Genomic DNA, 24341 nt, shown 5'->3' on the forward strand with positions numbered 1-24341 from the left:
ACTGGCGCCCCATTCACGCAGAAGGGCAACGAAGCCCTCGACGGTATCCGGGCGGCGGCCTGCCCGCATCACGGCGGCAGGTCTGCGGCAGGTCTGCGGCAGCCGAAGGGGCGGCCGGTGCCGGAGTAGCGGGCCGCCGCCGGGGGCGACTTGCGTGCCTGGTGCAACCCGAGCGGCGGGCCGGCGCACTTACCGGGGCGAGACCCCCTGCCGGAAGGAACCCGTATGCGGACCGCCCGTACCCGCCGCTCGCTGCTCAAGGCCGCTGCCGTCGCCGTACTCTCCACCGCTCTGCTCACGTCACTGCCCGCGTCCGCGCAGACGCGGAACACCGATGCTCCGGCTCGCTGGACGGCCCAGCCGCTGCCGTTCACCGACGCCAACCTCACGGACGCCGTGGGCGTGGGGCAGGGGCGCACCCTGGCCGCCGGATTCGCCGTGCACAGGGAGGGCAAGGTGCACCGGTTCCGCCCGGTGGTGGCCGAACGGGAGTCGGTCGGGGGTACGTGGCGGCCCGTGGCGGCGGCCTCGGAGGCGGCGGGGGCCGTCAGCAGCCGGGTCAACGCGATCGACGCGGACGGGCCGGACGACGTCTGGCTGGTGGGCGACGACGCCTCCGCGCTCGACGGGCAGATCTTCACCCAGCACTACGACGGTACGCGGTGGAGCGTCGTTGCTGCCGAGCTGCCGGCCAAGGGTGAGGCGGGAGCACTGCTGGACGTCGACACGAGCGCGGACGGCGCCTGGGCCGTGGGCTTCGCGCAGATCGAGGTGTCACGCACCTGGAACGAGGAAAAGGGTGGCTGGATCATCGAGTCCCGGAACGCCGGAATCGCCAGGCACTACGACGGGACCGCGTGGCGCGACGTGCCGCTTCCCGAGCTCGGGGGCGACTACTGGTACCTGAATTCGGTGCGGGCGGTCTCGGCCGACGACGTCTGGGCGGCCGGATACGACGGGAACACCGGCGGCCCGCTCCTCATGCATTACGACGGCACGTCCTGGAGCCAGGTCTCGGCCGCCGGTGTGACGGACAGCCCCGGCCACGCCCAGGGGCTCGCGGTCACCCCGGCGGGCGAGGTGTGGCTGGTCGCCGAGGACTGGGCCCCGGCCGACGGAACGACCCGGGCGCTCGTGGCCCGTTACGACGGGACGCGGTGGCGCACGGTCGAGGTGCCGGACGTCCATGCCCGGCCCTTCGACGTGACGGCCGTGCGCGGCGGCGGTATCGCCGTGGTCGGCCAGACGCTCGGCGAGCGACGCGATGCGCTGGCCTGGCAGTGGACGCCGACGCGGGCGGGGCTCGCCGACGGCTCGGGGGCGGGCCGCTGGACGATGCTCGACCTGCCGCAGCCCACGACCACGGGCCCGTCCGAGAACTCGGCGAGCACGGTCGTCAGCGACGGGGCCGGTCTGACCGTCCTCGGCACCTCCGTCGTCCCCGGCTTCGAGCCGCAGCCGTTCGCGGCACTCCGGCGAAGCGGACGCTGACCCGACCGGCGGGGACGGGGCGCGCGGGCGGTCAGGCCCTTTCGGCCGCGTCCGCCGCCGCGGGCCTCGGCCCCGCCACCGGCCAGGGTGGGGGCCGCGCCCGCCAGGTTGGACATCCGGGCGTTGAGCGCAGAGGTGTGCGTCCGCGACCCGGCCGCCGATCACCGCGCCGATCCCGAACAGCCCGAGCATCCAGGGAACCCAGCCAACTTCCAGTCCCGCGACATCGGTCAGCAGCGGTGCGAGATAGCTGAACGCGCAGAAGACACCGCCGACGGCGAGCGCCGTGATCACCACGGTGCTGAGTCTCGTTTCGCTGGGCTGGGCTGGGCTGGGCTGGGCTGGGCTGGGCTGGGCTGGGCTGGGTATTCTCACGAGGCGCCCGCCGTTGTGTCGCCACCCGCTGAGGAAGCACTTCTCAGATCCCTTGCCGCAGACACCAGCGAGAAAGCGGGCGGCTTTCGCCGCGCTCGGCGTCGACTGGGCCACGGCCTGACGGCCGGAACGAGAGTCCGGAGACTGCCCTGACGGGCCAACCAGCCGGCTGCCGTCGCGGGTCGTCGACCTCCGACTTTGGACAGGGCCCCCTGACCGGCGTCCCGTGCCAGGGGGTAGCTGCGAATGGTGTCAGCAGATGACGTGGACGGCGTCGGTCCTGTTGTCCGCCGAGGCCGGGAGGGTGAAGCCCTCGCCGGGGTTGGCGTGGACAAGGTGTTCCCAGGCGCTGCCGTTCCAGTTCGCGAGGTTCACACGGTGACCGGTGCGGTTGAAGACAGATGTGGCCCGGTCACCGCCGCCCGCGAGACCGATGTTGTCGAACCAGCAGCCGTCCGTCGCGGTGTAGAAGCGCCCCACACCGCCTGCCTCGTCGTACAGGCAGATATTGCCCGACGGGCAGTCCCAGGCGGCCTGGACGCCCGGTGCCGTCGGTGTCGCTGCGGCCGGCACGGCCGTCATGGTCAGTCCGGCGGTGAGAGCCGCAGCCAGCGCGGCAGCCTTGAACTTCATTACGCACTCCCCAAGCTTTCGGACTCCCCGAAACGGGTGCCCGCCTCCAGTGACCGGAACAGTTCCGGTCTGATCACCTCCCTCATACGCCTGCCGGCAGGCCGCCAAGTCTTCCCCCACCCGCACGGCAGTCAGAACCACCCCCACAGCCGAGCGCTCGGCACTTTCGGCCAGGCCGGCACGTACCGGCTCGCGCACCGGCGCACATCCGCGCCCCCGTAGAAGCCGCGCATCAGGCTGAAGGCACTGCGCGCGGCCCGCACCGAACGGCGGCAGTCGCGGACCGGTCCGGCTCGAAACCTGGATCAGCAACACCCGCAGCAGGCGGGGGAAGCTGAGCGATCAGCAGCGCGAGCAGCTCGCCGCGCTCGGGGTGGAGCGGGCGGCAGCGACCTGACCCCGACAGCGACCGGCTCCGCCCGGGGGCAGGGCCGCTGCGGTCCTCGCTCGAAGCGGCCCGACCCGCCCCGACCTGGCACGATGGCGGCCATGAATCTCCAGCCCCACCCCTGCCAGGGGCTCGGTTCCGACCAAGCAGACGCAGACGTCCGTGCGGCTGCCCGACTCGTTTCCGCGCGCTATCCGGAAGCGACCGGCGCGGTGCTGGGCGGTTCCGCCGCCCGCGGTCAGTCCACTCCCAGCAGTGACCTCGACATCACCGTCCTTCTCCCTGATCACGGCAGGAGACGTCGTGAGGTGCTTCATCACGACGAGCGCTTGGCCGAGGTCTTTCTCAACAGCCGCTCCGACCTGCGAACCGCCTTCGCGGAAAGCCGTACAACGCGCAGGGCCACAGCACTCTTCCTCTTCGCCGATTCCATCGTTCTCCACGACGCCGACGGTCATGTCGAGGCGCTTCGCCAAGAAGCTGAAGCCCTGTTGGCAGCAGGCCCAGATGCCCTGACAGGGCCCGAGCGTGATGCCCAGCGAGCCCTGCTCACAGACCTCTTGGACGACCTCACCGACACCGGCCCCCACAGCGACCCGCACGAACAGCTGGCGGTGGCAGACCGAGTCCTGCGCCAAGCGGCGCATTTGCTCACCGCGCACCATCGCGCGTGGAACGGCGCCGGAAAATGGCTGCCCAGGCGCCTGAAAGCAGCTGATCCCGACCTGGGCCAGCACCTACTCGACGGACACCTCGCCCTGGCCAGACACGCTGACCCGACACCGTTGACGACTTCAGTCATGCGCGTGCTGAACCTGACAGGCGGCCCTCTCCGCGAAGGCTACGTCGACCGCTGACACCTTGAACACCAACGTCAGAGGCACCGATACCAGCGGTCACGGGGTCTCGGCAGATGGAAAAAGCCTACTGCGCTCAGCTGAGGCCAGAGGACTCCCAGTGGTGTGTCCATCACCTGCCGGGGCGGGAAACGCGCTCGGCCCCGGGACGTTTGGAGGAACGTCCCGGGGCCTGCGGGTCATCCTACGGTGACGCCCGGAGGGTCACCGCAGTCGGGAGGACGTCGGCTCATCCGTCCGTCGCGATGGCGTTCAGGACGTTCATCCGGCCCGCCCGGAAAGCCGGGACGAGAGCGGCGAACAGTCCGACGAGGGCGGAGCAGGCGAAGACCGTGAGGATCGTCGGCCACGGGATCTCCAGGACCTCCAGGCCCTCCAGCGCCAGCAGCTTCTGGGCCGCGGTGCCCCAGCCCATCCCGAGTCCGAGTCCGAGCAGCGCCCCGAAGAGGGCGATGACCACGGACTCCAGCCGGATCATGCGGCGCAGCTGGCGGCGGGAGAGCCCGATGGCGCGCATCAGGCCGATCTCGCGGGTCCGTTCGACCACGGACAGGGCGAGGGTGTTCACCACACCGAGCACCGCGACGATGATCGCCAGGGCGAGCAGGCCGTACACGATGTTCAGCAACTGGCCGATCTGGTCCTTCAGGTCTTCCTTGAAGTCGGCCTGGTTCTGCACCTTGTAGACGGGGTACTCGGCCATGACGCTCTTCAGGGCCGCGTACGCCTCCTTTTCCTTGCCCTCCTCCGCCTTGCCGAACATGGCCACGTTCTGCGGCATCCGGTCGGCCGGGACGTAGGACGCCGCCGTAGTGAGATTGGTGTACATCGCGCCGCGGTCGATGTTGGTGTCGTCGGAGGTGATGGCGACGACCTTCAGCTTCGCCGTCTCCCCCGCCTTGAACGCGACGGTGAGGGTGTCACCGACCTTGACCCCGTGCTTCTCGGCGTAGTCCTCGCCGACGGACATGGCGTTCTTGTCGTACGCCTTCGAGAGGTCGCCGGAGAGTGCGGTGCGCCGGACGTCCTGCTGGTACGTCGGGTCGGCGGCGGTGATCCCGTCGTCCTCCGTCTTTCCGTTGGGGGCGGTGATCTTCGCCTTGAGGTAGGTGTAGCTCGTCATGTGCTCCAGGTGCGGCACGGCGTCCAGTGCCTCGGCGGCCTGGGGCACGATCGGCCGCCCGGCGCCGCTGTCCTGGACGATGAAGTCCGCTCCGACCGACTTGTCGAGCTCCTCGGTGGCCGAGGCCACCATGGAGGACCCGACGACGGAGAGGCAGGCCACCAGGGCGAGCCCGATCATCAGGGCGGCTCCGGTCGCTCCCGTACGCCGGGGGTTGCGCAGGGCGTTGCGCTCGGCCAGCCGGCCGACCGGGCCGAAGAGCCGCAGGACGACGACGCTCAGGGCGCGCACCACCACACCGGCCAGGAGCGGGCCGATCACGATGAAGCCGATCAGGGTCAGCAGCACGCCGAGGGCGAGGAACATCGAGCCTTCGGTGGCCTTGTCCGCCTGGCTCGTCGCCCACAGGGCCGCACCGCCGGCCGCCGTCAGGAACAGGCCGATACCGGCCCTGATCCAGCCGGACTTGCCGTCAGCGGGGGTCCCGGCGTCGCGCAGCGCGGCCATCGGCGAGACCTTGCCGGCCCGGCGGGCGGGGATGTACGCGGCGAGGACGGTGACGACGACGCCGAGCACGAGGCCGACCACCGGGGTCGTCCAGGCGACGGTGAGGTCGCCGGTGGACAGCTCCATGCCCACCGCGCCCATCGCCTTCATCAGGCCGACGGCGAGGCCGACGCCGGCCGCGACGCCGAGCAGGGAGCCGACGATGCCGAGGAGGACCGCCTCCACCAGCACGGAACGGTTGACCTGCTTGCGGCTGGAGCCGATGGCCCGCATGAGACCGATCTCGCGGGTCCGCTGGGCGACCAGCATCGAGAAGGTGTTGACGATGAGGAAGATGCCGACGAGGAAGGCGATTCCGGCGAAGCCGAGCATCGCGTACTTCATGACGTCCAGGAAGGCGCCCATGGAGTCCTTGTTGGCCTCCGAGGCCTCCTGCTGGGTCTGGAGCTTGTACGCGCCGGAGCCGTCGAGGGCGGTGGCGATGTTCTTCTTCAGCTGGGTGTCGCTGACGCCGCTCTCCGCGCTCACCAGGATCTGGGTGAAGACGTCGGGGGCGCCGAGCAGCTGCTTCTGGGCGGTGGCGGTGTCGAGGTAGACGATGGCCGCGCCCGGGTTGGTGACGGTGAAGGACGCGATGCCGCTGATCTTCGCCGTGATGTCACCGGTGGCGGCGATGATGCGCAGCTCTTCACCGGTCTTGAGCTTGTGCTTCTTCGCGGTGTCGGCGTCGACCATCACCTCGGTGGGGCCGCGGGGTGCGTGCCCGGAGGTGATCTCCATCGAACGCAGGTCGTTCTCGGTCCAGTTGCTCGCGATGGTGGGGGCTCCGGTCTCGGAGCCCATGTTCTTGTTCTCGCTGTCGACGACGGTGACCGCCATGGAGAGGGCGGCGCCCTCCGCCTTCTTCACGCCGTCGACCTTCGCGACCTCCTGGACGGCGGAGGCGGGCAGCGAGGCGGGCTTGCCGTTGTCGGGCTGCTCGTCGGCCTCGCCGGCCGCCTTCGGGCTGACGGTGACGTCGGGCGAGGTCACCGCGAAGAGCTTGTCGAAGGTGGTGTTCATCGTGTCGGTGAAGACGAGCGTGCCGCAGACGAACGCCACGGACAGCAGCACCGCCACGGCGGAGAGGGCCATCCGGCCCTTGTGCGCGAGGAAGTTGCGCACCGAGGTCTTCCAGACAGTCATGACGTCCGCCCGCGTGCGTCGAAGTGCTTCATGCGGTCGAGGACCTGGTCCGCGGTCGGGTTGAGCATCTCGTCGACGATGGAACCGTCGGCGAGATACAGCACCCGGTCCGCGTAGGAGGCGGCGACGGGGTCGTGGGTGACCATGACGATGGTCTGGCCCAGCTCGTCGACCGACTTGCGGAGGAAGGACAGGACTTCGGCCCCGGCGCGGGAGTCCAGGTTTCCGGTGGGCTCGTCACCGAAGATGATCTCCGGCTGGGCGGCCAGCGCCCTGGCGACGGCGACACGCTGCTGCTGACCGCCCGAGAGCTGGGTGGGGCGGTGCTTGAGACGCTCGGAGAGCCCGACCGTGTCCACGACCTGCTGGAGCCAGGCGGCGTCGGGCTTGCGGCCCGCGATGTCCATGGGGAGCGTGATGTTTTCGATCGCGTTGAGCGTCGGGAGCAGGTTGAACGCCTGGAAGATGAACCCGATCCGGTCGCGCCGGAGCTGGGTGAGCTTCTTGTCCTTGAGCTTGGTGATCTCGGTCTCGTCGAGATAGATCTCGCCCGACGTCACCGTGTCGAGCCCGGCCAGGCAGTGCATCAGGGTCGACTTGCCGGAGCCGGACGGGCCCATGATCGCCGTGAACTGCCCGCGGGCGATGTCCACATCGACGTGGTCGAGCGCGACGACCCGGGTCTCCCCGGTTCCGTACGCCTTCACGACCTGCCGCGCTCGCGCCGCGACGGCCGTACGCCCTCCAGTGCCCCCGTGCCTGGGAATGGTCACAGCCGTTGTCACGGTATTTCTCCTATGCCGGTCGATGACTGGACGTCATTGGGTACGGTCCGAGTCTGGGTTCTGGACGGTGTCCGGCGCGATGGTGCCCAGCGCAGTCTTCAGGTGGGGTTTTCCCCACCCTCCCCCCTGCGACGGGCCCTAGCGGCGACGTAAGAACAGGTTAAGGAAACGCCCCCCGGCGCCACGTCCTCCGCCGGGAGGAACGGGCCCTGGCCACTATGAGGGGGCGCCCCCTAGGGGACTCGTCCCCCAGGGGGAGACGAGGTCAGGGGCACCGTTCGCCCCGGCGGGACCGCGGGCGGGGCGGCCACCCAAGCGGAGCGGAGGGGTCCGCCGTTGCCCCCCTTGCCCACCGTGCCTTTCCCCTGCCCCTCCCCCCGCCGAACCCTCGACCGTTCTCCTCGTCCCGCCCCGTACGGCGCTCCCGGATGAGACAGTGCCCCGGGAGATACGTGCATAGGGAAGGAAACCCGGTGAGCGGCACGGACGACGAGAGCGACGTGGGCGCGGACGGCACAGCGGCGAGCTCCGCCCCCGGCGCGGACGGAACCGGCACGGGCGGAATCGGTACGGACGGAATCGGTACGGACGCGGAAGCTCAAGCCGGCCCCGGCCCCGGCGCGGGTGCGGGTACGGGCCCCGGAGCGGGTGCGGGTCCCGGAGCGGGTGCGGGTGCGGGTCCCGGCGCGGGTGCGAATCCAAGTACGGCTTCGGGCCCCGGCGAGGGTACGGGCCCCGGCCCCGGCGCGGGCGGGGACGGCACGAAAGCGCCGCCCGCCCTCACCACCCCCCGGGGCCGCCGCCCCGTCGTGGCCGCGCTCATGCTCGGCATGGCGCTGGCGGCCATCGACGGCACCATCGTGTCCACCGCCGTCCCCCAGATCGTCGGGGACCTCGGCGGGTTCACCGTCTTCTCCTGGCTCTTCTCCGGCTATCTGCTGGCCGTCACCGTCACGCTCCCCCTGTACGGGAAGCTCTCCGACACCTTCGGCCGCAAGCCGGTCCTGATAGCCGGGATCATCCTGTTCCTGATCGGCTCGATCCTCTGCGCGGCCGCCTGGAACATGGGCGCGCTCATCGCGTTCCGCATCGTCCAGGGCCTGGGCGGCGGCGCGCTCCAGGGCACGGTCCAGACCATCGCGGCCGACCTCTACCCACTGAAGGACGCCCGCGCATCCAGGCGAAGCTGTCGACGGTGTGGGCCACCTCCGCGGTCGCCGGGCCCGTGGTCGGCGGGCTGCTCGCCGGGTACGCCGACTGGCGGTGGATCTTCCTGATCAACCTCCCGGTCGGGGCGATCGCCCTCTGGCTGGTGGTCCGCCACCTCCATGAACCCGCCCGCCCCCGCCCCGCCGTCCGGCCCCGCGTCGACTGGGCGGGTGCGCTCGCCGTCTTCGCGACCGGCGCCCTGCTGCTCACCGCGCTCGTACAGGGCGGTGTCGCCTGGCCCTGGCTCTCGGCGCCCTCACTCGGCCTGTTCGGGGCGAGCGCGGTGCTGGCGCTGCTCACCGTCGTCATCGAACGGCGGGCTGCGGAGCCGATCATTCCGGGCTGGGTGTGGCGTCGGCGCACCATCGCCTCGGTCAACCTGGCGCTCGGCGCGTTGGGGCTGCTGATGGTCGCGCCGACCGTCTTCCTGCCCACGTACGCCCAGTCGGTGCTGGGACTCGGGCCGATAGCGGCCGGGTTCGTGCTCTCCGTGATGACGCTGAGCTGGCCCGTCACGGCGGCCCTGTCCGACCGGGTCTACAACCGCATCGGCTTCCGCCTCACCGCGATCATCGGCATCGGCGCCGCCCTGCTGGTCCTGCTGGCCTTCCCTCTGCTCCCCTACCCCGGCGAGCCCTGGCACCCGGCGCTGCTCATGCTCCTGCTCGGCGCGGCCCTCGGCCTCTTCCAACTCCCGCTGATCGTGGGCGTCCAGTCGACGGTCGGCTGGGCGGAGCGCGGCACGACGACGGCGTCCGTCCTCTTCTGCCGCCAGGTCGGCCAGAGCATCGGCGCGGCGGTCTTCGGGGCCGTCGCCAACGGCGTACTGGCCGCCCGCCTCCTCGACGCCCCGGTGGCCGGCCTCCCCGACGACCTGGACGCGGTCGCCCGCGCCCTGGAGGACCCGGGCACCCTCTCCGCGGCGGCGACGGACTACCTGCGCCGGGCGGTCGACGCCGCGGTGGACCACGTCTACATCGGGGCCGCCGGAGCCGCGGCCCTGGCCCTGCTCGCCCTGATCACCCTGGCCCCGCGCCGCTTCCCGGTCATCACCGAGACCGCCGCCGCCCCGAGGGCCGCGGGGGCGGCGGACCGGCAGGACAGCCCCTCCTAGTACTGCAACCGGCGGTTGCAGTAGTAGGTCCTGTCTCCCCGATCACAAGTAGTCCTCACGAGTGGGATGCTCCGTATGAACCGATCAAGCGGGCCAGTTGTCGGCTCGTCGCCCGCAGTGGTTCCTCGCTGCGGTTGACCTGTGCCGTCACTTCGGCGCCTTCCAGGGCGCTGATGACGGTGGTCGCCAACTCCCGGGCGTCGTGGACCTGGAAGCCGGAGCGCAGAAGCTTGTCGGTGACCACCTGCTCCCAGCTGCGCAGTGCGTCGGCGCATGCCTGCTGGATTTCCGAGTCGGTTCCCAAGGTTTCCAGTGCCGCTGCCGTGACCGGGCAGCCGTCGGTCCAACCCGACGCGCGCAGTCCTTCGGCGAGCTGCTGGGCGCAGGCCTGAACGCCCGCGCCCGGGTCCTCCTCGCCGTCCAGCGCGTCGCGGAGGACCGCGGCAAACTCCTGGCCGCTGTACTTGATGGCGGCGACGGCAACGGCCTCTTTGCCGCCCGGGAAGAAGTGATAGACGGAGCCCAGTGTGGCCTCCGCCTCCTTGGCGATCTGCTTGATGCCCGTGCCGACATAGCCCTGGCGCTGCAGGAGGCGCGCTGCGGCGATGACGATCCGGTCCCGGGTACTGGCCTGTCCCATGTGCACACCCTACTCGTTAGAGCGTTCGTTTTAGAGCCGTGTTACATTGCCTCCACACTTGGATAGAGCGTTCGTTTTAGTCGCCTCGTCACTCGTACCGCGGAGGTCTTCCCCATGAGCATCAAGCAGCCTGTGACCGTCATCGGGCTCGGCCCCATGGGGCAGGCCATGGTCCACGCCTTACTCGGGCAGGGACACCATGTCACCGTCTGGAATCGCACCGCGTCCCGTGCCGATGCCCTCGTCGCGCGCGGCGCCGCACTCGCAAAGAGCGCCGAAGACGCCCTGACCGCCAATGAGCTGGTCGTCCTGACCCTCACCGACTACGACGCGATGTACGCCGTGCTGGAGCCGGCTTCCCACGCTCTGGCCGGCCGCGTGCTCGTCAACCTCAGTTCCGACACCCCGGAGAAGACGCGCGCCGGAGCGCGGTGGGTGTCCGAGCATGGCGGGGTCCACCTCACCGGTGGAGTCAACGCCTCGCCTACGGACATCGGACAGCCCGGGTCGTCCACCTTTTACAGCGGGCCGCGCGAGGTGTTCGAGGCGCACCGGTCGACTCTCGAAGTCCTGACCGACACGGACTACCGGGGCGGCGATCCCGGGCTGGCCGCGCTTCTGTACCAGATCGTCGTGGGCATGTTCTGGACGTCCGTGCTCGGATACTGGCAGGCCATCGCGCTCGCCGACGCCAACGGACTCACGGCGACGGACGTCCTCCCACACGCCACCGAGCTGCTGACCGGGATGCCGGGCTTCCTCTCCTTTTACGCCGAACGCATCGACGCCGGCGAGCACGGCGGCGACGCGGAGCGGCTTGCCATGGGCATGGCCAGCGTCGAACACGTGCTGCACACCAACGCCGACGCGGGCGTCGACACCACTCTGCCGGCCGCTATGGCCGCTCTGTTCCGACGCGGCATGGATGCCGGACACGGGGCGGGCAGCGCCTCCCGCCTCGCGGAGCTGATGAAGACGGCCAAGGCATAGTTCCAGGTCGGCGAGGTATCTGTTGGTCTGGACATGATCAGTAGGGGTGACTTGACCGACGTTGAGTGGGCCGTGCCGGGATCACTGCTGCCGGTGACCAACAGTCGGTGCGGCCGGTGGCGGGATCACCGTCAGGTGATCAACGGGGTCCTCCACCGGCTCAGCACCGGGGCGCAGTGGAGAGAGTTGCCCGAACGCTTCGGCCCGTGGAAGACCGTGCACAAGCGGCACTTACTGTGGTCGGCCGATGGCACCTGGGAGAGGCTCCTCCAGCACGTCCAGGCCCGGGCCGACGCCGAGGGTGACATCGATGGGGACATCAACGTCGACTCCACCTGTGTCCGTGCCCACCAGCACGCCGCTGGGGCGCCCAGGGGTGGCACCGTCCGCACTGCCGGGTTCTTCAGGAACCGGGTTCTTCAGGAAAGAGGGCTCCGCGAAGATCAGTTCGCGGAGCCGACACCGGCGAGTCCGCGGCTCCTCCTGGCGGAGCCGGTGCGGCGGCCGAGGCTCTCGGCAGGTCCCGTGGCGGACTGACCTGCAAGATTCATCTGAGTGCGGAGGGCCGCCGCCGTCCGCTGTCCTTGCTCATCACGCCGGGGCAGCGGGCCGACTGCACGCAGTTCGAGCCGGTCATGGACAAGATCCGTGTCCCCCGGCTGGGGCTCGGGCGTCCGCGCCGCACACCGAACAGCGTTGCCGCCGACAAGGCGTACAGCAACCGCAATACCCCCGCATATCTACGGAAGCGCGGGATCCGGCACGTGATCCCGGAGAAGAACGACCACAAGGCCGCCCGTCTCCGGCGTGGTTCACGTGGCGGACGGCCATCGGGTTTCGACAAGGACCGCTACAAGAAGCGCAACACGGTCGAGAGGGCGATCAATAAGCTCAAGCTGTTCAGAGCCGTGGCCACCCGCTATGACAAGCGCAGATACGTTTACCTGGGCACCGTCACCGCCGCGGCACTCCTCGCCGCGGCACTCCTCATCTGGCTCCGGTCGTGATCGGAGAGACAGGACCTCGGGCCCGGCACTCCTCGAACCGTTCTACGGGTTGAGCAGGGGCATGGCCGCGAAGGCGTGGTCCGCCCAGATGCGGCGGGATTCCTCGTTGGCGTACGGGGCGACCTCCGGGTCGGTGTCCATGAGCCGGGTGAGGCGGCTCGGGGCCCGGTACGGGGACCAGCCCGGGAGGCCGTCCGTGGCGAAGGAGGTCCATGCCCGGCGGAAGTGGGCGGACACGGCCTCGGCCTCGTCGCGGGCTTCCTCGCCGATGAACGTGGCGCTGAACTCCGTGGTGAAGTCGCCGAAGGTGAGCGGGACGTCCAGACCGTGGCAGGCCCCGGCGATGCCGCCGAAGGCGGGCGCGGGCCAGGTGAGTTCGTAGACGTGCACTTGGCCGCCGGCCTCGGCCTGCGCTTCGGCGAGGTGGACCGTGGGCATGCGGAACAGCCAGTCGGAGTGCACCAGTTCGTACAGACGCTCGGCCGAGGCGTCCGGGAAGGCCTCGCGATAGACCCGCTCGCCGTCCGGGGCTGGGGCCAGTGTGCCGAGCGCGGCCCGTGCCTGGTCCTCGGTCACCTTGCCGAGGAGTCCACCGAGGAAGAGGGCGAAACGGAACTCGTCGCGGGTGTGTCCGGTGAGCAGCTCCACCTGGCGGGCCGAGCCCGCGGCCACGGACTGCCAGGGCGCCGCCGGCAGGACGTCGCCGTCGACGACGGGGCAGATGAGCATGGAGGTGTCGGCGATGGCGCCCCAGCGCCGGGCGTACTGCCGGGATGCGGCGGCGTGCGCGCCGGTGGCCTGAGCGAGGGCTGCCGGCGACAGGGCGGCGAGGTCCGTGATGGCCGCCTCCACCCCCAGGGAGGAGGCGATGGTGGAGGCGATGTCCGCTGCCAGTTCCGGTGAGAGGAAGGTTCCCGGCACACTCTGCGCGATGGCCCGGCCGAACAGTCCCCGGGCGCGCGGAATGGCCAGGAGAGCGGCGATGGAACCCGCCCCTGCGGACTCGCCGAAGACCGTGACCCGGCCGGGGTCGCCGCCGAAGGCCGCGATGTTCTCCTGTACCCATTCCAGCGCGGCTATCTGATCGAGCAGGCCGCGGTTGGCGGGAGCGCCTTCGATGTGGCCGAACCCCTCGAAGCCGACCCGGTAGTTGAGGGTGACGAGGACGACCTCGCCCTCCCGGGCGAGCCTGGCGCCGTCGTACTCGCTGGACATACCCATGGTGTAGCCGCCGCCGTAGATCCACACCATGACCGGCAGCCGCGCCCCCGCAGCCGGTTCGGGGGTCCAGACGTTCACTGTGAGCCAGTCGTCGCCGCCCGGTGCATCCGTCTCCGCGTTGACCGACGGAACCATCGGCATCGGGGTCTGCACCGGCGGCGGACCGAAGGAGAACGCGTCGCGCACGCCGTCCCAGGGCTCCGGGGGACGGGGGGCGGCCAACCGCGCCTCGCCGACCGGCGGTCGCGCGTAGGGAATGCCGCGGAAGACGGCCAGGCCGCCCTCCGCTCGTCCGCGGACAGCACCGGACGCGGTGCGAGCCGCCGGGCCCGCACTCCCGGCTTCGGCTGTGGATGGTTTGCCTGTCGTCATGAGGACTCCATTCGTTCCGTCCGGACCGGTTTCCCGGCCGGGCGCCGTGGGCGTGCGGAGCGGCACCGTCAGCCGGGGGCTCCGGCGGCCGACGCGACGTCATCCGCGTGGATACGAGGCACCACCATCTTGATAGGCAAGTCGGTACTTGCCTATTGCGGGGGGCATGGCGGGCGATGCCTTCAAGGCCCTGGCCGCCCCCACCCGGTGGCGCATCCTCGACGAACTGACGGAACGGAACAGTCAGACCCTGTTCGAGATACGCGCGCGGCTGGTGACCAGACACGGTCTGGACCTGCCGCGCCAGGTGGTCAGCCAGCACCTGGCAGTCCTGGAGGCAGCGGGCCCGGTCGTCACGCTCCGCCAGGGCCGCTACAGAGCCTTGTCCGCGCCCACGTGCGGCTGAGCGAGCCAGACGAGGGAGGCCCCGACAGGACTGCCGTCGCGCCTGCTGAGGGCGAAGCCGAAGCCCCAGAGAAGGAACAGCACGACGCCGAGGCCGTCAAGCCCGTCCCACGCATTGCGGCGACGCGTCCCCGCAATGCGTAGTCATCCCCCGGGGCTCGGGCTTCGGGCTTCGGGGCGGTCGGGGTCACTCTTCCGGGGTACGTGAGTGGGGCTTTGGCCCGAAGCTCGGGTGCCGGGACTCGGGCTTCGGGATACGGGCCCCGGGGTTCGAGCGCCTTCTTTAACCGGTAGGTAGAAGAAGGGGTTTGGGAAAACCTCCCCTACCCCCCGCCCCCGTAGCGGTCAGCAAGTATGACTAATCGTGACAGCTTGCGGCACAGCGTCACGACTGCTTACGGTGCGAGAACCAAACGACCCCGACACGGTGTTGGACGCACCAGGCCGGGGTCTCACCGCAAGATCGATAACCCAGAAAGCCGATCCCGTGGCTACCCAGCACACTAGCTCCGCCCTGCCCGCTCCCGCACTCTCCGCCGCGTACCCCATGGCCAAGCCCGGCTACGGCAAGCGCTCCGCACCGGACCAACGCCCGCGTGCGCGCGATGATTTCGCTCTCCTGCCGACGCGAGAACGGTATGTGGCCGGGTTCGTCGACCACCTCCCCGAGGGCGCGGCGATGAGCGTGAAGACGCTGGCCAAGCAGCTCCCGCTCTACGGCCAGCAGGCCATCTCCACCGCGCTGACCGCCTTGTCCGTCGCCGGGCATCTGCGGCGCGTCCGGTGCGCGGCCGTCGGTGCGGGGGACGAGACGCGCTGGGTCTTCCGCACGTTCTGGTCGCGCACGGCCCGGGACAACGAGTGGTGGAACGCCTACCTCGCCACCGAGAAGGCCGCGCTGGCCGCCGCCCCCACGCCGTCGCCGTCGTCCGTGCCCGACACGGCACCACCCGCACCGTGGGCCCCGCCCGAGGAACCGCCGCCGCTGCCCGCCCCGGAGAGGCACGGTACGGAACCGGCCCCCGAGCCCACCGCCGTACCGCACCAACGCACCCCGACCCAGACCCCGGACACCGATCCCGCGCTACCCCCACCGCCCGCCCCGGGCGCGGTGCCCGCGACGCCCCGAGCCCCCGGAGCCGGCCGGTCTCCCGCCTACCTCGCCCTGGCCCGCCTCGGCCGCGACGACCACCGCCTGGCCCTCTCCGCCGACGACTGCGCAATCTTGGAACCACAGGCAACGGAGTGGCTCGCCAGAGGCGTGAGCATCGACTACCTAACCAGTGCACTGACCGCAGGGCTCCCCGCCCAGGTCGACAGCCCTCTCGGCTTCGTCCGCCGCCGCCTCACCGACAAGATCCCACCCCAACTCCCCACCGAAAACGCACGACCCGCTGCCCCCGCCGCAACCCGCCGCATCCTCATGGAATGCACCGGCTGCGGCCGCCCCGGCCGGCCGGAAGCCCTCCCCGACGGCCTCTGCCGCCCCTGCCGCACCGCCCACTCCCCGGCAGACGGGACCCCGCCCCACCCTGCCGAGATCGCCGACGTCAAGGCCCACATGAGCAACCTCCGCGACCTGCTCAAACCCGTCTGAGCACGAGCGCCACGACCAACTCGCACCCCCGACCGACACAAACCACGGGCACAGCGCACGACAGGTCACCGAACCTCCCGCATGGCAGCCATGCATCTCCGCAAGATCCCGAACACGACGGCGAACGCCCTCCCTCTTGCAGAGACGAGTTGCCGCACGCGACCGGCAAAGGGCAGGATCACCACTGTGCATGCCCAACTCCAGGGCAGGACGGTTTACCACATCGAGGAGATATGTCCGTTTCTCAAGAAGTGGGTAAAAACAGCCCCACGGGCACATAAACCCGCAGGTCACGAACTATGGTCCCCGCGCACGCGGGGATGGTCCCTCAATGTCGTCAACGATGGACATGCTGCTCCTTATGGTCCCCGCGCACGCGGGGATGGTCCCATCTCTCGCCCGCCCACCGGGTGCCGGTGCGGATGGTCCCCGCGCACGCGGGGATGGTCCCCGTGGTTCCTCAAGGACTGGCGCACGGTTGGCATGGTCCCCGCGCACGCGGGGATGGTCCCTCGGCTACCTCACCATCAAACCGCCGACGCACATGGTCCCCGCGCACGCGGGGATGGTCCCAGCGAGCCGAGGCCGGTGAACCACCTGAACGCATGGTCCCCGCGCACGCGGGGATGGTCCCAACTGGCCGAACTGGAAGGCCGGTGGTTCGTCATGGTCCCCGCGCACGCGGGGATGGTCCCTGGAGCCCGTTCCACGGGCCGCGCTCGCCGTAATGGTCCCCGCGCACGCGGGGATGGTCCCGACCAGTACCGCGGGGCGGTCTCACACTCGAGATGGTCCCCGCGCACGCGGGGATGGTCCCGCCGCGGGCGAAGCAGGAGAGCTCCTGGCCGTATGGTCCCCGCGCACGCGGGGATGGTCCCGAGGGGCAGGGTGCTCATGTCCGGCAGCGGCTATGGTCCCCGCGCACGCGGGGATGGTCCTGACCACACGCGCGCCATGATCCAGGCCATCGGATGGTCCCCGCGCACGCGGGGATGGCCCCTCGGTCCCCAGCAGCGCCAACTGCGGGAGCAGATGGTCCCCGCGCACGCGGGGGTGGTCCCGGCTGAGCCGATACCGTACTCAGGGAATCTCGGTGGTCCTCGCGCGCGCGGGGGTGATCCCGGGGAATGGGTCCTGCCACCGCTCGTGACGATATGGTCCCCGCGCACGCGGGGGTGGTCCAGTGTCCAACGTCCAGCCCGGCCCGATTACGTAGTGGTCCCCGCGCACGCGGGGGTGGTCCCTGGGTGCGGAACGCTCCGCCCCGGGCGGGGCTGTGGTCCCCGCGCACGCGGGGGTGGTCCCAAGCTGGTCTTCGACCGCGACGGCAAGCCGGTGTGGTCCCCGCGCACGCGGGGGTGGTCCCTTTCGCCGCGAGCCGGGCTCTGTGCCCACTCGGTGGTCCCCGCGCACGCGGGGGTGGTCCCGAAGCGGCCCACGCCAGCGGAGCCGGGCTCGCGTGGTCCCCGCGCACGCGGGGGTGGTCCCGTTCGTCCTGACCCCGGTTACCGGCGGCGGCGGTGGTCCCCGCGCACACGGGGGTGGTCCCTCGACGGCGTCCTTCTGCGGGGTCACCGAGGCGTGGTCCCCGCGCACGCGGGGGTGGCCCCGTACGCGGACTCGGACACGTACGTCCTCGGGCACGGTCCCCGCGCGTGCGGGGCCCATGGGAGTCAAGTCGTCCTGCCTCAGCGACGGGGGCTCCCCGCACGCCATGGCACCCCTTCTCCCCCGACCCCCTCCATGGCCGACGCTCCGCGAGTCGTCGACAACCGAGCCCGGCAACCGGACCCACCTTGATAGGCAAGTTGCTACTTGCCTATTGTGGAGTCATGGCGGACGATGTCTTCAAGGCCCTGGCCGATCCCACCCGGCGGCGCATCCTCGACGAGCTGACGGAACGGAACGGTCAGACCCTGTTTGAGATATGCGCGCGGCTGGCCACCAGACACGGTCTCGGCCTGTCCCGGCAAGCGGTCAGCCAGCACCTGGCCGTCCTGGAAGCGGCGGGCCTCGTCGTCACACGCCGCCAGGGTCGCTACAAGTTCCACGACCTCGACACCGAACCCCTTGAGCACATCGTCAGCCGATGGCTCGGGCCAAAAGCACCGGAGAGCACCCCATGAGGATCAACCTGACCAGCGTCTTCGTCGAAGACCAGGAAAAGGCCCTGCGCTTCTACACGGACGTACTGGGCTTCCGGAAGAAGCACGACGTGCCGGTCGGCGGCGAGGACCGCTGGCTGACCGTGGTCTCGCCGGAGGACCCCGACGGCGTCGAGCTCCTCCTGGAGCCGAACAGGCACCCCGCCGTGCGGCCGTACACGACGGCCCTGGTCGAGGACGGCATCCCGGCCACCGCCTTCGCCGTGGACGACGTACAGGCGGAGTTCGACCGGCTGAGCAAGCTCGGCGTGCGGTTCACCCAGGAGCCGACGGAGATGGGTTCCGTCACCACTGCGGTCCTGGACGACACCGTCGGCAACCTCATCCAGATCATGCACACTTCCTGACACCGCGCCCAGGACCGGCGCGGACCGGACCGCCCTCAGGGGTTCGGGTAGGTGAAGCAGACCAGGATCGTGCGGTTGGCTACCACCAGGGACCAGTACGTGCGCCGGTCGGACGAACCCTCCCTGCAATACTTGGAACCGGCGTCCGACGGGGCGCGGTAGACGCCGGAGACGACCAGGACATGGTCGTACGGCTTGGGTACGCGCTTCGCCCGGCAGTCGACGGCGGTGGTGGTGCCCAGCGACATGCCGTCACTGGTGTTGTTGCCGAGGATGCAGTAGCGCTCCACCCAGACCCGTTCCAGGCAGAGCTTCGCGGCCCCCGTGCGGGAGTGGTAGCTCCAGGACGTACGGCCCTTGCCCATCTCGCAGCTGACATCGCTGCCCCCGGTCCGCGTGACACGGAAGAGACCGGCACGCGTGGAGCCGCAGGAGACGGCCTCGGGCGGTACGTCGACATTCCAGGCGCTACCGGGCCCGGTGCGGTGAATGGGCAGACAGCTTCCCACCCGTACGCGCCGGAACGCCTCCGTCGTCGGGTCACTCACGGGCGGCTGCTCCACCGCACTGTCCCCGCCGGAGCCACTGTCCTCGCCGGAGCCGCTGTCTCCGCCGTCACCGCCCGAGCCCTCGTCATCGGCACCCCCGCTCCCGCTCCCGCCGCCGATGCTGACATCCACGCCCAGCTCAACGCCGGGGCCGCCACCCGAGTCTCCCGATTCGTCGCCATCCCTCGCCCCGGAGGAGGCAGGCGGCCGGCCGGAGTCCGCGTCCGGCCCCCCGCCTCCGCCCCCACCCCTGCGCCCGGACGCCCCGCAGCCGGCCACCGCCAGCAACACAGGCACCAGAAGCCATACCAACCACACCCGGAACGGCGCTCGCCGCGCACTCTTCATGGAAGACCCCCGTCTCAGAGCAGTGGCATCCAATATCCCACGTGCGCGTGTCGAACTGGCTTGCATTCGGGGGATGTTGAGCCTTCCGCGCCCGCCTCCTACCCCTCGCCGTCCGGCCGGACAGCTGCCACCTCCGCCCACACCGTCTTCCCGATCGGGTTCCGGGGCTCCCACCCCCACCGCGCTGCCAGGCACTCCACCAGGAACAGGCCGCGCCCCGACTCCTGATCGTCCGGCGGCAACTTCGGGTCCTCGGGCGTCCGGCCGAGCACGGCGTCCGAGACCTCGATGCGGAAGCGGCTGGTTGGACCTTCGTAGTCCACCCGCACATGGAAGTTCCGCCCCCGGAGCCGCCCGTGGCACACCGCGTTGGCGGCCAGCTCCGCCACCACCAGGGCCACCGCGCACGTGGCGTCCGTCATCGGCCCGAACCCCCAGTGACCCAACTGCCGCACGACGGAAAGGCGGGCGAGCCGCGCGCCCCGGGGCGTGGAAGGGAACTGCCGGGACAGGGAGCCGTAGCCGTTGGCTGTCAGCCCGAAGCCGCGCGGAACGGGCCGGACCGCTTCTCGCGTATCGGCCCCCTCCGCCTGCTCCGCTCTCTCCGTCTTCTCCGCCGTGGTCGTCCTCTTGCCGGTCATGCCGACCATCCGTTCACTCGACTCTCCTCACATCACCCACACGTGCGAGTTCCGTGACGTTCTGTACTCAAGAGTCGGCAGTGCGGCCTAGCCTCGGAAGGTGACAGCGCCTTACCTCGAAGGCCGTAAGGAACGGAAGTAGCGCCGTGGCCAAGCCCATTGACCCGCAGTCCTCCATGGCTGCGCTCTTCGGATCGCGCGTACGCAAGTTGCGTACGGCGGCAGGACTCACCCAGACCGACGTGGGCGCGCTCACGCATGTGGTCGGCAGCCGCATCGCCCAGATCGAGCGCGCGACCGGGGCGAAACCGACCTTGGAGCTGACCCGGGCCCTGGACAGGGAGCTGGTGGCGGACGAACTGCTGATCGATCTGTGGCCGTACGTGTACCGGGAGGCGTACCCGGACTGGTTGCAGGCGTTCATCGCGTACGCCGCCCGCGCGACACTGATCCGCGAGTACTCCTCACATGCCGTGCCCGGTCTGCTGCAGACCCCCGAGTACGCGCGGGCCCTGCTGAGCATGGGCCACTCGCTGCGGGACGCAGAACACTTGGAGGAGCGTGTTGCGGCCCGACTCGACCGCCAGGTGCGGCTGACCAGCCCAGACCGGCCGGAACTGTGGATCGTCCTCGACGAGGCCGTGCTCCGCCGATCGGTCGGTGGAGCGACCGTGATGCGCGGCCAGTTGGAGAAGCTGCTCTGCATGGCGGAGAAGCCCGGCATCACCGTCCAAGTACCGCCGTTCGACCAGGGCGCGAACGGCGCGCTGCCTGGTTCCCTCTCCGTACTGGTGATGCCGGACGGCACCGAGATCGCCTACACGGAAGGTGCGCACCACGGCCAGTTGACCGAGGAACCGGACGAGGTCGAACGGTTCGTCCTGATCTACCATCACCTCAGGGCGATGGCACTGCCTCCCCTGATGTCACTCGACCTGATCCGATCCGTGCTGGAGGTTGATTACCGTGCAGCGAGTATCCCGACTCGATCTGACCGCCGCCGCCTGGCGCAAGAGCAGCTACAGCAACGAGGAGGGCGGCAACTGCGTGGAGGTGGCGGACGGATTCCCCGGCGTCGTCCCCGTCCGTGACAGCAAGAACCCCCACGGCCCCGCCCTCGTCCTCCCGGCCGCCGCCTGGACCGCCTTCGTCGAAGCGGTCGCCGCTCACTGAGCATGTGTCCGCAGCCAGGCCCTGGCAAGGTTGTGCGCAACGATGCGGAGCCGCATACGGGAGACAGATCACGGTCGACAGATTTACTGATGGGCTCCTGACACCCACGGAGACCTCCTCGTACCTTGAGATCCCCTACACGACCCTCAAGAGCTGGCTGAACGAGAAGGCGGCGGGGGCCCCGCTCGTCCACGCTGTCGAGCCGACGCGGACGAGGCAGCCCTCCGTACCGTTCATCGCAGTGGCCGAAGCCCACGTGCTGCGGTCCCTGAGGACCTTGGGACTGCGGATGAGCGAGATCAGGGCGGCGGCAGCCGTACGGGAGGCCTTCGACACCCCGTACGGCCTCGTCTCCAAGCACATCGCCACGGACGGCGTGGACATCTTCGTCGAGCACGGTCTCGGGGACCTCCGCCGGGCCAGGGACGGCCAAGCCCCCATCCAGGAGGTCGTGGCGCAATACCTTCGCTACCTGACGTGGGAGGCGGACGACGACTTCCCGTCGAGTCTGCAGCTCAGCCAGTACGGGGAAGCGGTGCCGGTGGTGATCGATCCACGGTTCGGTCGCGGTCTGCCCGTGATCGCCGCCAATCGCGTCCCGGTTCAGGCCATCACTGACCTGTGGGAAGCCGGAGAGACCGTCGAGGACATCGCCTACGACTTCGACATGACCCCCAAGCAGGTGGGCGCACTATGCGAAGCCGTGGTGCGGCTTACCGCCTGAATTCTTCCTCGATTGCAACCTCGGACGCCGGGTCGCGGACGAGGAGTGGATCGACCACCGTTTCCGCCGGTTGTGGGTCCTGTTGTCCAAAGGCGGTCACATCAAGGCCCGCGACATCGAACGAACGTGGCCGTAGGCCGGACTGACCATCGGTAGTCGCCTTCCGTCCCATGGCTCCCAGGTCCGGCGCAGGCCAGGTGACTGACCTTTGGGTAACCACGCACTTCCAAGTCAGTTCTTGTATCGCGTTCCATCCTGCGTGAACAGTGTTCTGCATGAAGACGCGATATGAACGAATCAGCATTCTCGGCCTGGGAGCTATGGGACGAGCGCTGACGAGCGCGCTCCTCGATGCCGGTCGCGAGGTGACGGTCTGGAACCGTACTCCGGGGAAAGCGGGTGAACTGGTTGCACGGGGCGCGCGGGAGGCGTCGAGTCTTGAAGAGGCGATCAGCGTCGGCGATCTGACGGTTGTGTGCCTCCTGGACGACGCCAGTGTCCGCGCGACGCTCGCACCAGCCGTGCGGGAGTTGGGCGGTGGCACCCTGGTCAACCTCACCAGCGGCTCCGTACGGCAGGCGCGAGAGCTTGCCCGATGGCTCAAGGGGTACGGGGTGCACTTCCTGGCCGGCGGGATCATGGCCGTACCCGCGACGGTCGGGACGCAGGGGGCCTTCGTCCTCTACAGCGGTGCGCGAGACGTGTTCGAACGTGTCGCCCCTGTGCTCGGCTCCATCGGCCGTTCTCATTGGGTGGGCGAGGACCCGGGGTTCGCGGCGCTGTACGACATGGCCGCGCTGAGCGGCATGTACGGCCTGGGGGCCGGGGCCGATCACGCCGTGGCGTTGGTCCACGCGGAAGGCGGCGACGTCGAGACGTTCCGGCAGGAGGTGCTCCAGCCATGGATGGAGCAGATGCTGCCGATCAAGGTCGCCGGGGCCGACGCGAGCGAAACCGTTCCGGACGAGTACAACCCGGAGATGCAGGCGACCGGCCTGGAGAACATCCTCTCCGCCTCCGGGGAGGCGGGCGTGCCCGCGGATCTGGCCGGGCACCTGCGCGCCTCGCTGTGGCGGATGCGCCGTGCCGTTGACGCCAGTTGATCCCGCACCAGGAGCATCCACGAACAAGGGGGCAGCCCGGCTACCACGAGGCGGATGCGTAACCCGCCCTGCATCTGTGCCCTCGACGCCGCGATGGATGTCGTCGAGGGCAAGTAGAAAGCGCTGATCCTCTGGGCGCTGGACGAACGGCTTCGTCGATTCGGCGAGTTGCGCCGCAGCCTCCCCGGCATCAGCGAGAAGGTCCTCGCTCAGCAACTTCGCGAGCTCGAGGCGGACGGGATCGTCCGGCGGACCGTGTTCGAGGAGACACCGCCCCGAGTCGAATACGAACTGACCAAGGCAGGCGCCGAGCTCTACTCGGCACTCGAGGGTCTGGGAGATCGGGCGACCGGCGCATGCGCCAGCTCGACATCGTCCCCACCCACGGCAAAGAGCAGCCGAGGCATAAGAAGCTGGTTCTGAACTTCGTGCCGGATCAGGGCCATGGTCGGGGCGTTGGTGATGGGTTCAGGCGGCTTGTGCGAGGTGGTCCTGGGCGGTTTCCTGCGCCGGCGGCGTGGCCGGATGCCGCACAGCCGGCCCACCACGTGGAGCTACACGACGCGCCGCCGTCGCTTGGCCCTCCTCGGTCAGACGCGTGGGCCGAGGAACAGGCCACCGCTCGCGTCGATGATCTGACCAGTGACCCAGCGGGCGGCGTGGGAGGCGAGGAAGGCGACCACATCGGCTACGTCGTCGGGCCCGCCCAGCCGGTTGAGTGCCGTCATACCGGATATCTGTTCGGTGAGGCCCGGCGTGTCGAAGACAGCTCCGTTGGTCGCCGTCCTGGTGGCCCCAGGAGCGACCGCGTTCACCGTGATCCTTCGGGGGCCGAGTTGGACGGCGATGGTTCTGGTCATCGTCTCGATCGCGCCCTTCGTCATGGCGAAGGACGTCTGGGCCGAGTTGGCCATCCGGGTCGCCACCGACGAGACCGAGACGATCCGGGCGCCCTCGCTCAACAGAGGCAGCGCTCGCTCGATGATGAAGTACGGCGCTCGCACGTTCACCGCGAACAAGTGGTCGAACTCTGCCCGGGTCGTCACGCCGAGCGGGCCGGCCGGTGCGGCTGCCGCGTTGTTGACCAGGATGTCGAGCGGCCGACCGGCCAAGCCGGCCTCCACACCGGCGAAAAGTGTCTCGACGTCGCCGTCCACGCCCAGTTCGGCACGGACGGAGAAGGCGGTCCCACCGGCACGTTCGATCGCGTCGACCGTCGCGGCCGCCCCGCTCTCATCCGTGCCGAAGTGCACGATGACCGTGGCCCCTTCGGCTGCGAGCCGAGCGGCGATCGTCTGCCCGATGCCGCGCGACGCGCCCGTCACCAAAGCCGTTCTGCCCGTCAGATCACCCATGTCTTCACTCCATCCAAGTGTTAGTCACTAACATGATG

General features: G+C 69.9%; 20 protein-coding genes, 4 pseudogenes and 1 CRISPR repeat array. Of the genes and pseudogenes, 15 read left to right on the plus strand and 9 right to left on the minus strand.

What is annotated here, in order from left to right; translation table 11 throughout:
- The first annotated feature begins 225 nt into the window (after positions 1-225).
- Positions 226-1491, plus strand: coding sequence for a hypothetical protein (locus tag AB0F29_RS29420; protein WP_361878132.1), 1266 nt, complete (start codon positions 226-228; stop codon positions 1489-1491).
- 77 nt (positions 1492-1568) lie between these two features.
- On the opposite strand, the pseudogene AB0F29_RS29425 reads toward AB0F29_RS29420, so the two are convergent.
- Positions 1569-1791, minus strand: a pseudogene (locus AB0F29_RS29425) (Cmx/CmrA family chloramphenicol efflux MFS transporter); the annotation flags it as partial.
- Positions 1792-2118: 327 nt separating this feature from the next.
- The gene (locus AB0F29_RS29430; protein WP_361878135.1) at positions 2119-2499 is read right to left on the minus strand and encodes a peptidase inhibitor family I36 protein; all 381 of its coding nucleotides are present in this window, start codon (positions 2497-2499) and stop codon (positions 2119-2121) included.
- Between the two features lie 256 nt (positions 2500-2755).
- On the opposite strand from AB0F29_RS29430, the pseudogene AB0F29_RS29435 reads away from it, so the two are divergent.
- A pseudogene (locus tag AB0F29_RS29435) lies at positions 2756-2896 on the plus strand (helicase associated domain-containing protein); the annotation flags it as partial.
- Between the two features lie 92 nt (positions 2897-2988).
- A complete protein-coding gene (locus tag AB0F29_RS29440; RefSeq protein ID WP_361878138.1) occupies positions 2989-3744 on the plus strand; it encodes a nucleotidyltransferase domain-containing protein in 756 nt (251 codons plus the stop codon).
- 229 nt (positions 3745-3973) lie between these two features.
- Here the strand turns inward: AB0F29_RS29440 and AB0F29_RS29445 are convergent, their stop codons facing one another.
- Together AB0F29_RS29445 and AB0F29_RS29450 are read right to left on the minus strand one after the other, a co-directional pair.
- Complete coding sequence (locus AB0F29_RS29445) at positions 3974-6559, minus strand: FtsX-like permease family protein (protein WP_361878141.1); 2586 nt, start codon at positions 6557-6559, stop codon at positions 3974-3976.
- The gene (locus AB0F29_RS29450) at positions 6556-7344 is read right to left on the minus strand and encodes an ABC transporter ATP-binding protein (protein ID WP_361878143.1); all 789 of its coding nucleotides are present in this window, start codon (positions 7342-7344) and stop codon (positions 6556-6558) included. Before AB0F29_RS29450 ends, AB0F29_RS29445 begins: the two co-directional genes overlap by 4 nt.
- Before the next feature lie 821 nt (positions 7345-8165).
- Here AB0F29_RS29450 and AB0F29_RS29455 point away from each other — a divergent pair.
- Positions 8166-9667 (plus strand): annotated as a pseudogene (locus AB0F29_RS29455) (MFS transporter).
- Between the two features lie 55 nt (positions 9668-9722).
- On the opposite strand, the gene AB0F29_RS29460 reads toward AB0F29_RS29455, so the two are convergent.
- Entirely contained in the window at positions 9723-10307 is a 585-nt protein-coding gene (locus AB0F29_RS29460) for a TetR/AcrR family transcriptional regulator (protein WP_361878146.1), read from the minus strand.
- Between the two features lie 114 nt (positions 10308-10421).
- Between AB0F29_RS29460 and AB0F29_RS29465 the strand changes: the two genes are divergently transcribed.
- A complete protein-coding gene (locus AB0F29_RS29465) occupies positions 10422-11297 on the plus strand; it encodes an NAD(P)-binding domain-containing protein (protein ID WP_361878149.1) in 876 nt (291 codons plus the stop codon).
- A 36-nt stretch (positions 11298-11333) separates the two neighbouring features.
- Positions 11334-12304 (plus strand): annotated as a pseudogene (locus AB0F29_RS29470) (IS5 family transposase).
- A 42-nt stretch (positions 12305-12346) separates the two neighbouring features.
- On the opposite strand, the gene AB0F29_RS29475 reads toward AB0F29_RS29470, so the two are convergent.
- Entirely contained in the window at positions 12347-13897 is a 1551-nt protein-coding gene (locus AB0F29_RS29475) for a carboxylesterase family protein (protein WP_361878152.1), read from the minus strand.
- Between the two features lie 166 nt (positions 13898-14063).
- Between AB0F29_RS29475 and AB0F29_RS29480 the strand changes: the two genes are divergently transcribed.
- The 4 genes from AB0F29_RS29480 to AB0F29_RS29495 all read left to right on the plus strand — a co-directional run bounded on the left by AB0F29_RS29480 (position 14064) and on the right by AB0F29_RS29495 (position 18411).
- A complete protein-coding gene (locus AB0F29_RS29480) occupies positions 14064-14303 on the plus strand; it encodes a helix-turn-helix domain-containing protein (RefSeq protein WP_361878155.1) in 240 nt (79 codons plus the stop codon).
- 486 nt (positions 14304-14789) lie between these two features.
- Entirely contained in the window at positions 14790-15899 is a 1110-nt protein-coding gene (locus AB0F29_RS29485; protein WP_361878158.1) for a MarR family transcriptional regulator, read from the plus strand.
- Between the two features lie 299 nt (positions 15900-16198).
- Positions 16199-17509: a CRISPR direct-repeat array (repeat unit 28 nt; unit sequence ATGGTCCCCGCGCACGCGGGGATGGTCC).
- 222 nt (positions 17510-17731) lie between these two features.
- Positions 17732-18025, plus strand: a complete 294-nt coding sequence (locus AB0F29_RS29490; RefSeq protein WP_007447021.1) for a metalloregulator ArsR/SmtB family transcription factor — start codon at positions 17732-17734, stop codon at positions 18023-18025.
- Positions 18022-18411: a VOC family protein gene (locus tag AB0F29_RS29495; RefSeq protein WP_361878161.1), complete on the plus strand. Its 390-nt coding sequence runs from the start codon at positions 18022-18024 to the stop codon at positions 18409-18411. The genes AB0F29_RS29490 and AB0F29_RS29495 overlap by 4 nt, the downstream gene beginning before the upstream one ends.
- A gap of 35 nt (positions 18412-18446) precedes the next feature.
- Here AB0F29_RS29495 and AB0F29_RS29500 read toward each other — a convergent pair whose 3' ends face one another.
- Together AB0F29_RS29500 and AB0F29_RS29505 are read right to left on the minus strand one after the other, a co-directional pair.
- Entirely contained in the window at positions 18447-19091 is a 645-nt protein-coding gene (locus AB0F29_RS29500; RefSeq protein ID WP_361878164.1) for a hypothetical protein, read from the minus strand.
- A 314-nt stretch (positions 19092-19405) separates the two neighbouring features.
- On the minus strand, positions 19406-19957 hold the full coding sequence (locus AB0F29_RS29505) for an ATP-binding protein (RefSeq protein ID WP_361878167.1): 552 nt from the start codon (positions 19955-19957) through the stop codon (positions 19406-19408).
- A 167-nt stretch (positions 19958-20124) separates the two neighbouring features.
- On the opposite strand from AB0F29_RS29505, the gene AB0F29_RS29510 reads away from it, so the two are divergent.
- From AB0F29_RS29510 to AB0F29_RS29530, 5 genes are all read left to right on the plus strand, one after another.
- The gene (locus AB0F29_RS29510; RefSeq protein WP_361878417.1) at positions 20125-21039 is read left to right on the plus strand and encodes a helix-turn-helix transcriptional regulator; all 915 of its coding nucleotides are present in this window, start codon (positions 20125-20127) and stop codon (positions 21037-21039) included.
- On the plus strand, positions 21002-21121 hold the full coding sequence (locus AB0F29_RS29515) for a DUF397 domain-containing protein (protein WP_228925705.1): 120 nt from the start codon (positions 21002-21004) through the stop codon (positions 21119-21121). The genes AB0F29_RS29510 and AB0F29_RS29515 overlap by 38 nt, the downstream gene beginning before the upstream one ends.
- Positions 21122-21125: 4 nt before the next feature.
- Complete coding sequence (locus AB0F29_RS29520) at positions 21126-21845, plus strand: DUF433 domain-containing protein (protein WP_361878170.1); 720 nt, start codon at positions 21126-21128, stop codon at positions 21843-21845.
- 275 nt (positions 21846-22120) lie between these two features.
- Positions 22121-22948 carry an NAD(P)-binding domain-containing protein gene (locus AB0F29_RS29525; RefSeq protein WP_361878173.1) on the plus strand — a complete coding sequence of 276 codons (828 nt, stop codon included), beginning with the start codon at positions 22121-22123 and terminating at the stop codon, positions 22946-22948.
- Between the two features lie 123 nt (positions 22949-23071).
- A complete protein-coding gene (locus AB0F29_RS29530) occupies positions 23072-23371 on the plus strand; it encodes a helix-turn-helix domain-containing protein (protein ID WP_361878419.1) in 300 nt (99 codons plus the stop codon).
- Positions 23372-23538: 167 nt separating this feature from the next.
- Here the strand turns inward: AB0F29_RS29530 and AB0F29_RS29535 are convergent, their stop codons facing one another.
- Positions 23539-24303 carry an SDR family oxidoreductase gene (locus tag AB0F29_RS29535; RefSeq protein ID WP_361878176.1) on the minus strand — a complete coding sequence of 255 codons (765 nt, stop codon included), beginning with the start codon at positions 24301-24303 and terminating at the stop codon, positions 23539-23541.
- Positions 24304-24341 lie beyond the last annotated feature (38 nt).

Origin of the sequence: Streptomyces sp. NPDC026589 (assembly GCF_040638385.1) — a bacterium.
Taxonomy (GTDB): domain Bacteria; phylum Actinomycetota; class Actinomycetes; order Streptomycetales; family Streptomycetaceae; genus Streptomyces.

Coding starts and splice junctions, on each gene's coding strand:
- AB0F29_RS29440 (WP_361878138.1), top strand. CDS start 2,989: ATGAATCTCCAGCCCCACCCCTGCCAGGGGCTCGGTTCCGACCAAGCA.
- AB0F29_RS29430 (WP_361878135.1), bottom strand. CDS start 2,499: ATGAAGTTCAAGGCTGCCGCGCTGGCTGCGGCTCTCACCGCCGGACTG.
- AB0F29_RS29490 (WP_007447021.1), top strand. CDS start 17,732: ATGGCGGACGATGTCTTCAAGGCCCTGGCCGATCCCACCCGGCGGCGC.
- AB0F29_RS29510 (WP_361878417.1), top strand. CDS start 20,125: ATGGCTGCGCTCTTCGGATCGCGCGTACGCAAGTTGCGTACGGCGGCA.
- AB0F29_RS29420 (WP_361878132.1), top strand. CDS start 226: ATGCGGACCGCCCGTACCCGCCGCTCGCTGCTCAAGGCCGCTGCCGTC.
- AB0F29_RS29535 (WP_361878176.1), bottom strand. CDS start 24,303: ATGGGTGATCTGACGGGCAGAACGGCTTTGGTGACGGGCGCGTCGCGC.
- AB0F29_RS29525 (WP_361878173.1), top strand. CDS start 22,121: ATGAAGACGCGATATGAACGAATCAGCATTCTCGGCCTGGGAGCTATG.
- AB0F29_RS29445 (WP_361878141.1), bottom strand. CDS start 6,559: ATGACTGTCTGGAAGACCTCGGTGCGCAACTTCCTCGCGCACAAGGGC.
- AB0F29_RS29495 (WP_361878161.1), top strand. CDS start 18,022: ATGAGGATCAACCTGACCAGCGTCTTCGTCGAAGACCAGGAAAAGGCC.
- AB0F29_RS29465 (WP_361878149.1), top strand. CDS start 10,422: ATGAGCATCAAGCAGCCTGTGACCGTCATCGGGCTCGGCCCCATGGGG.
- AB0F29_RS29475 (WP_361878152.1), bottom strand. CDS start 13,897: ATGACGACAGGCAAACCATCCACAGCCGAAGCCGGGAGTGCGGGCCCG.
- AB0F29_RS29505 (WP_361878167.1), bottom strand. CDS start 19,957: ATGGTCGGCATGACCGGCAAGAGGACGACCACGGCGGAGAAGACGGAG.
- AB0F29_RS29480 (WP_361878155.1), top strand. CDS start 14,064: ATGGCGGGCGATGCCTTCAAGGCCCTGGCCGCCCCCACCCGGTGGCGC.
- AB0F29_RS29460 (WP_361878146.1), bottom strand. CDS start 10,307: ATGGGACAGGCCAGTACCCGGGACCGGATCGTCATCGCCGCAGCGCGC.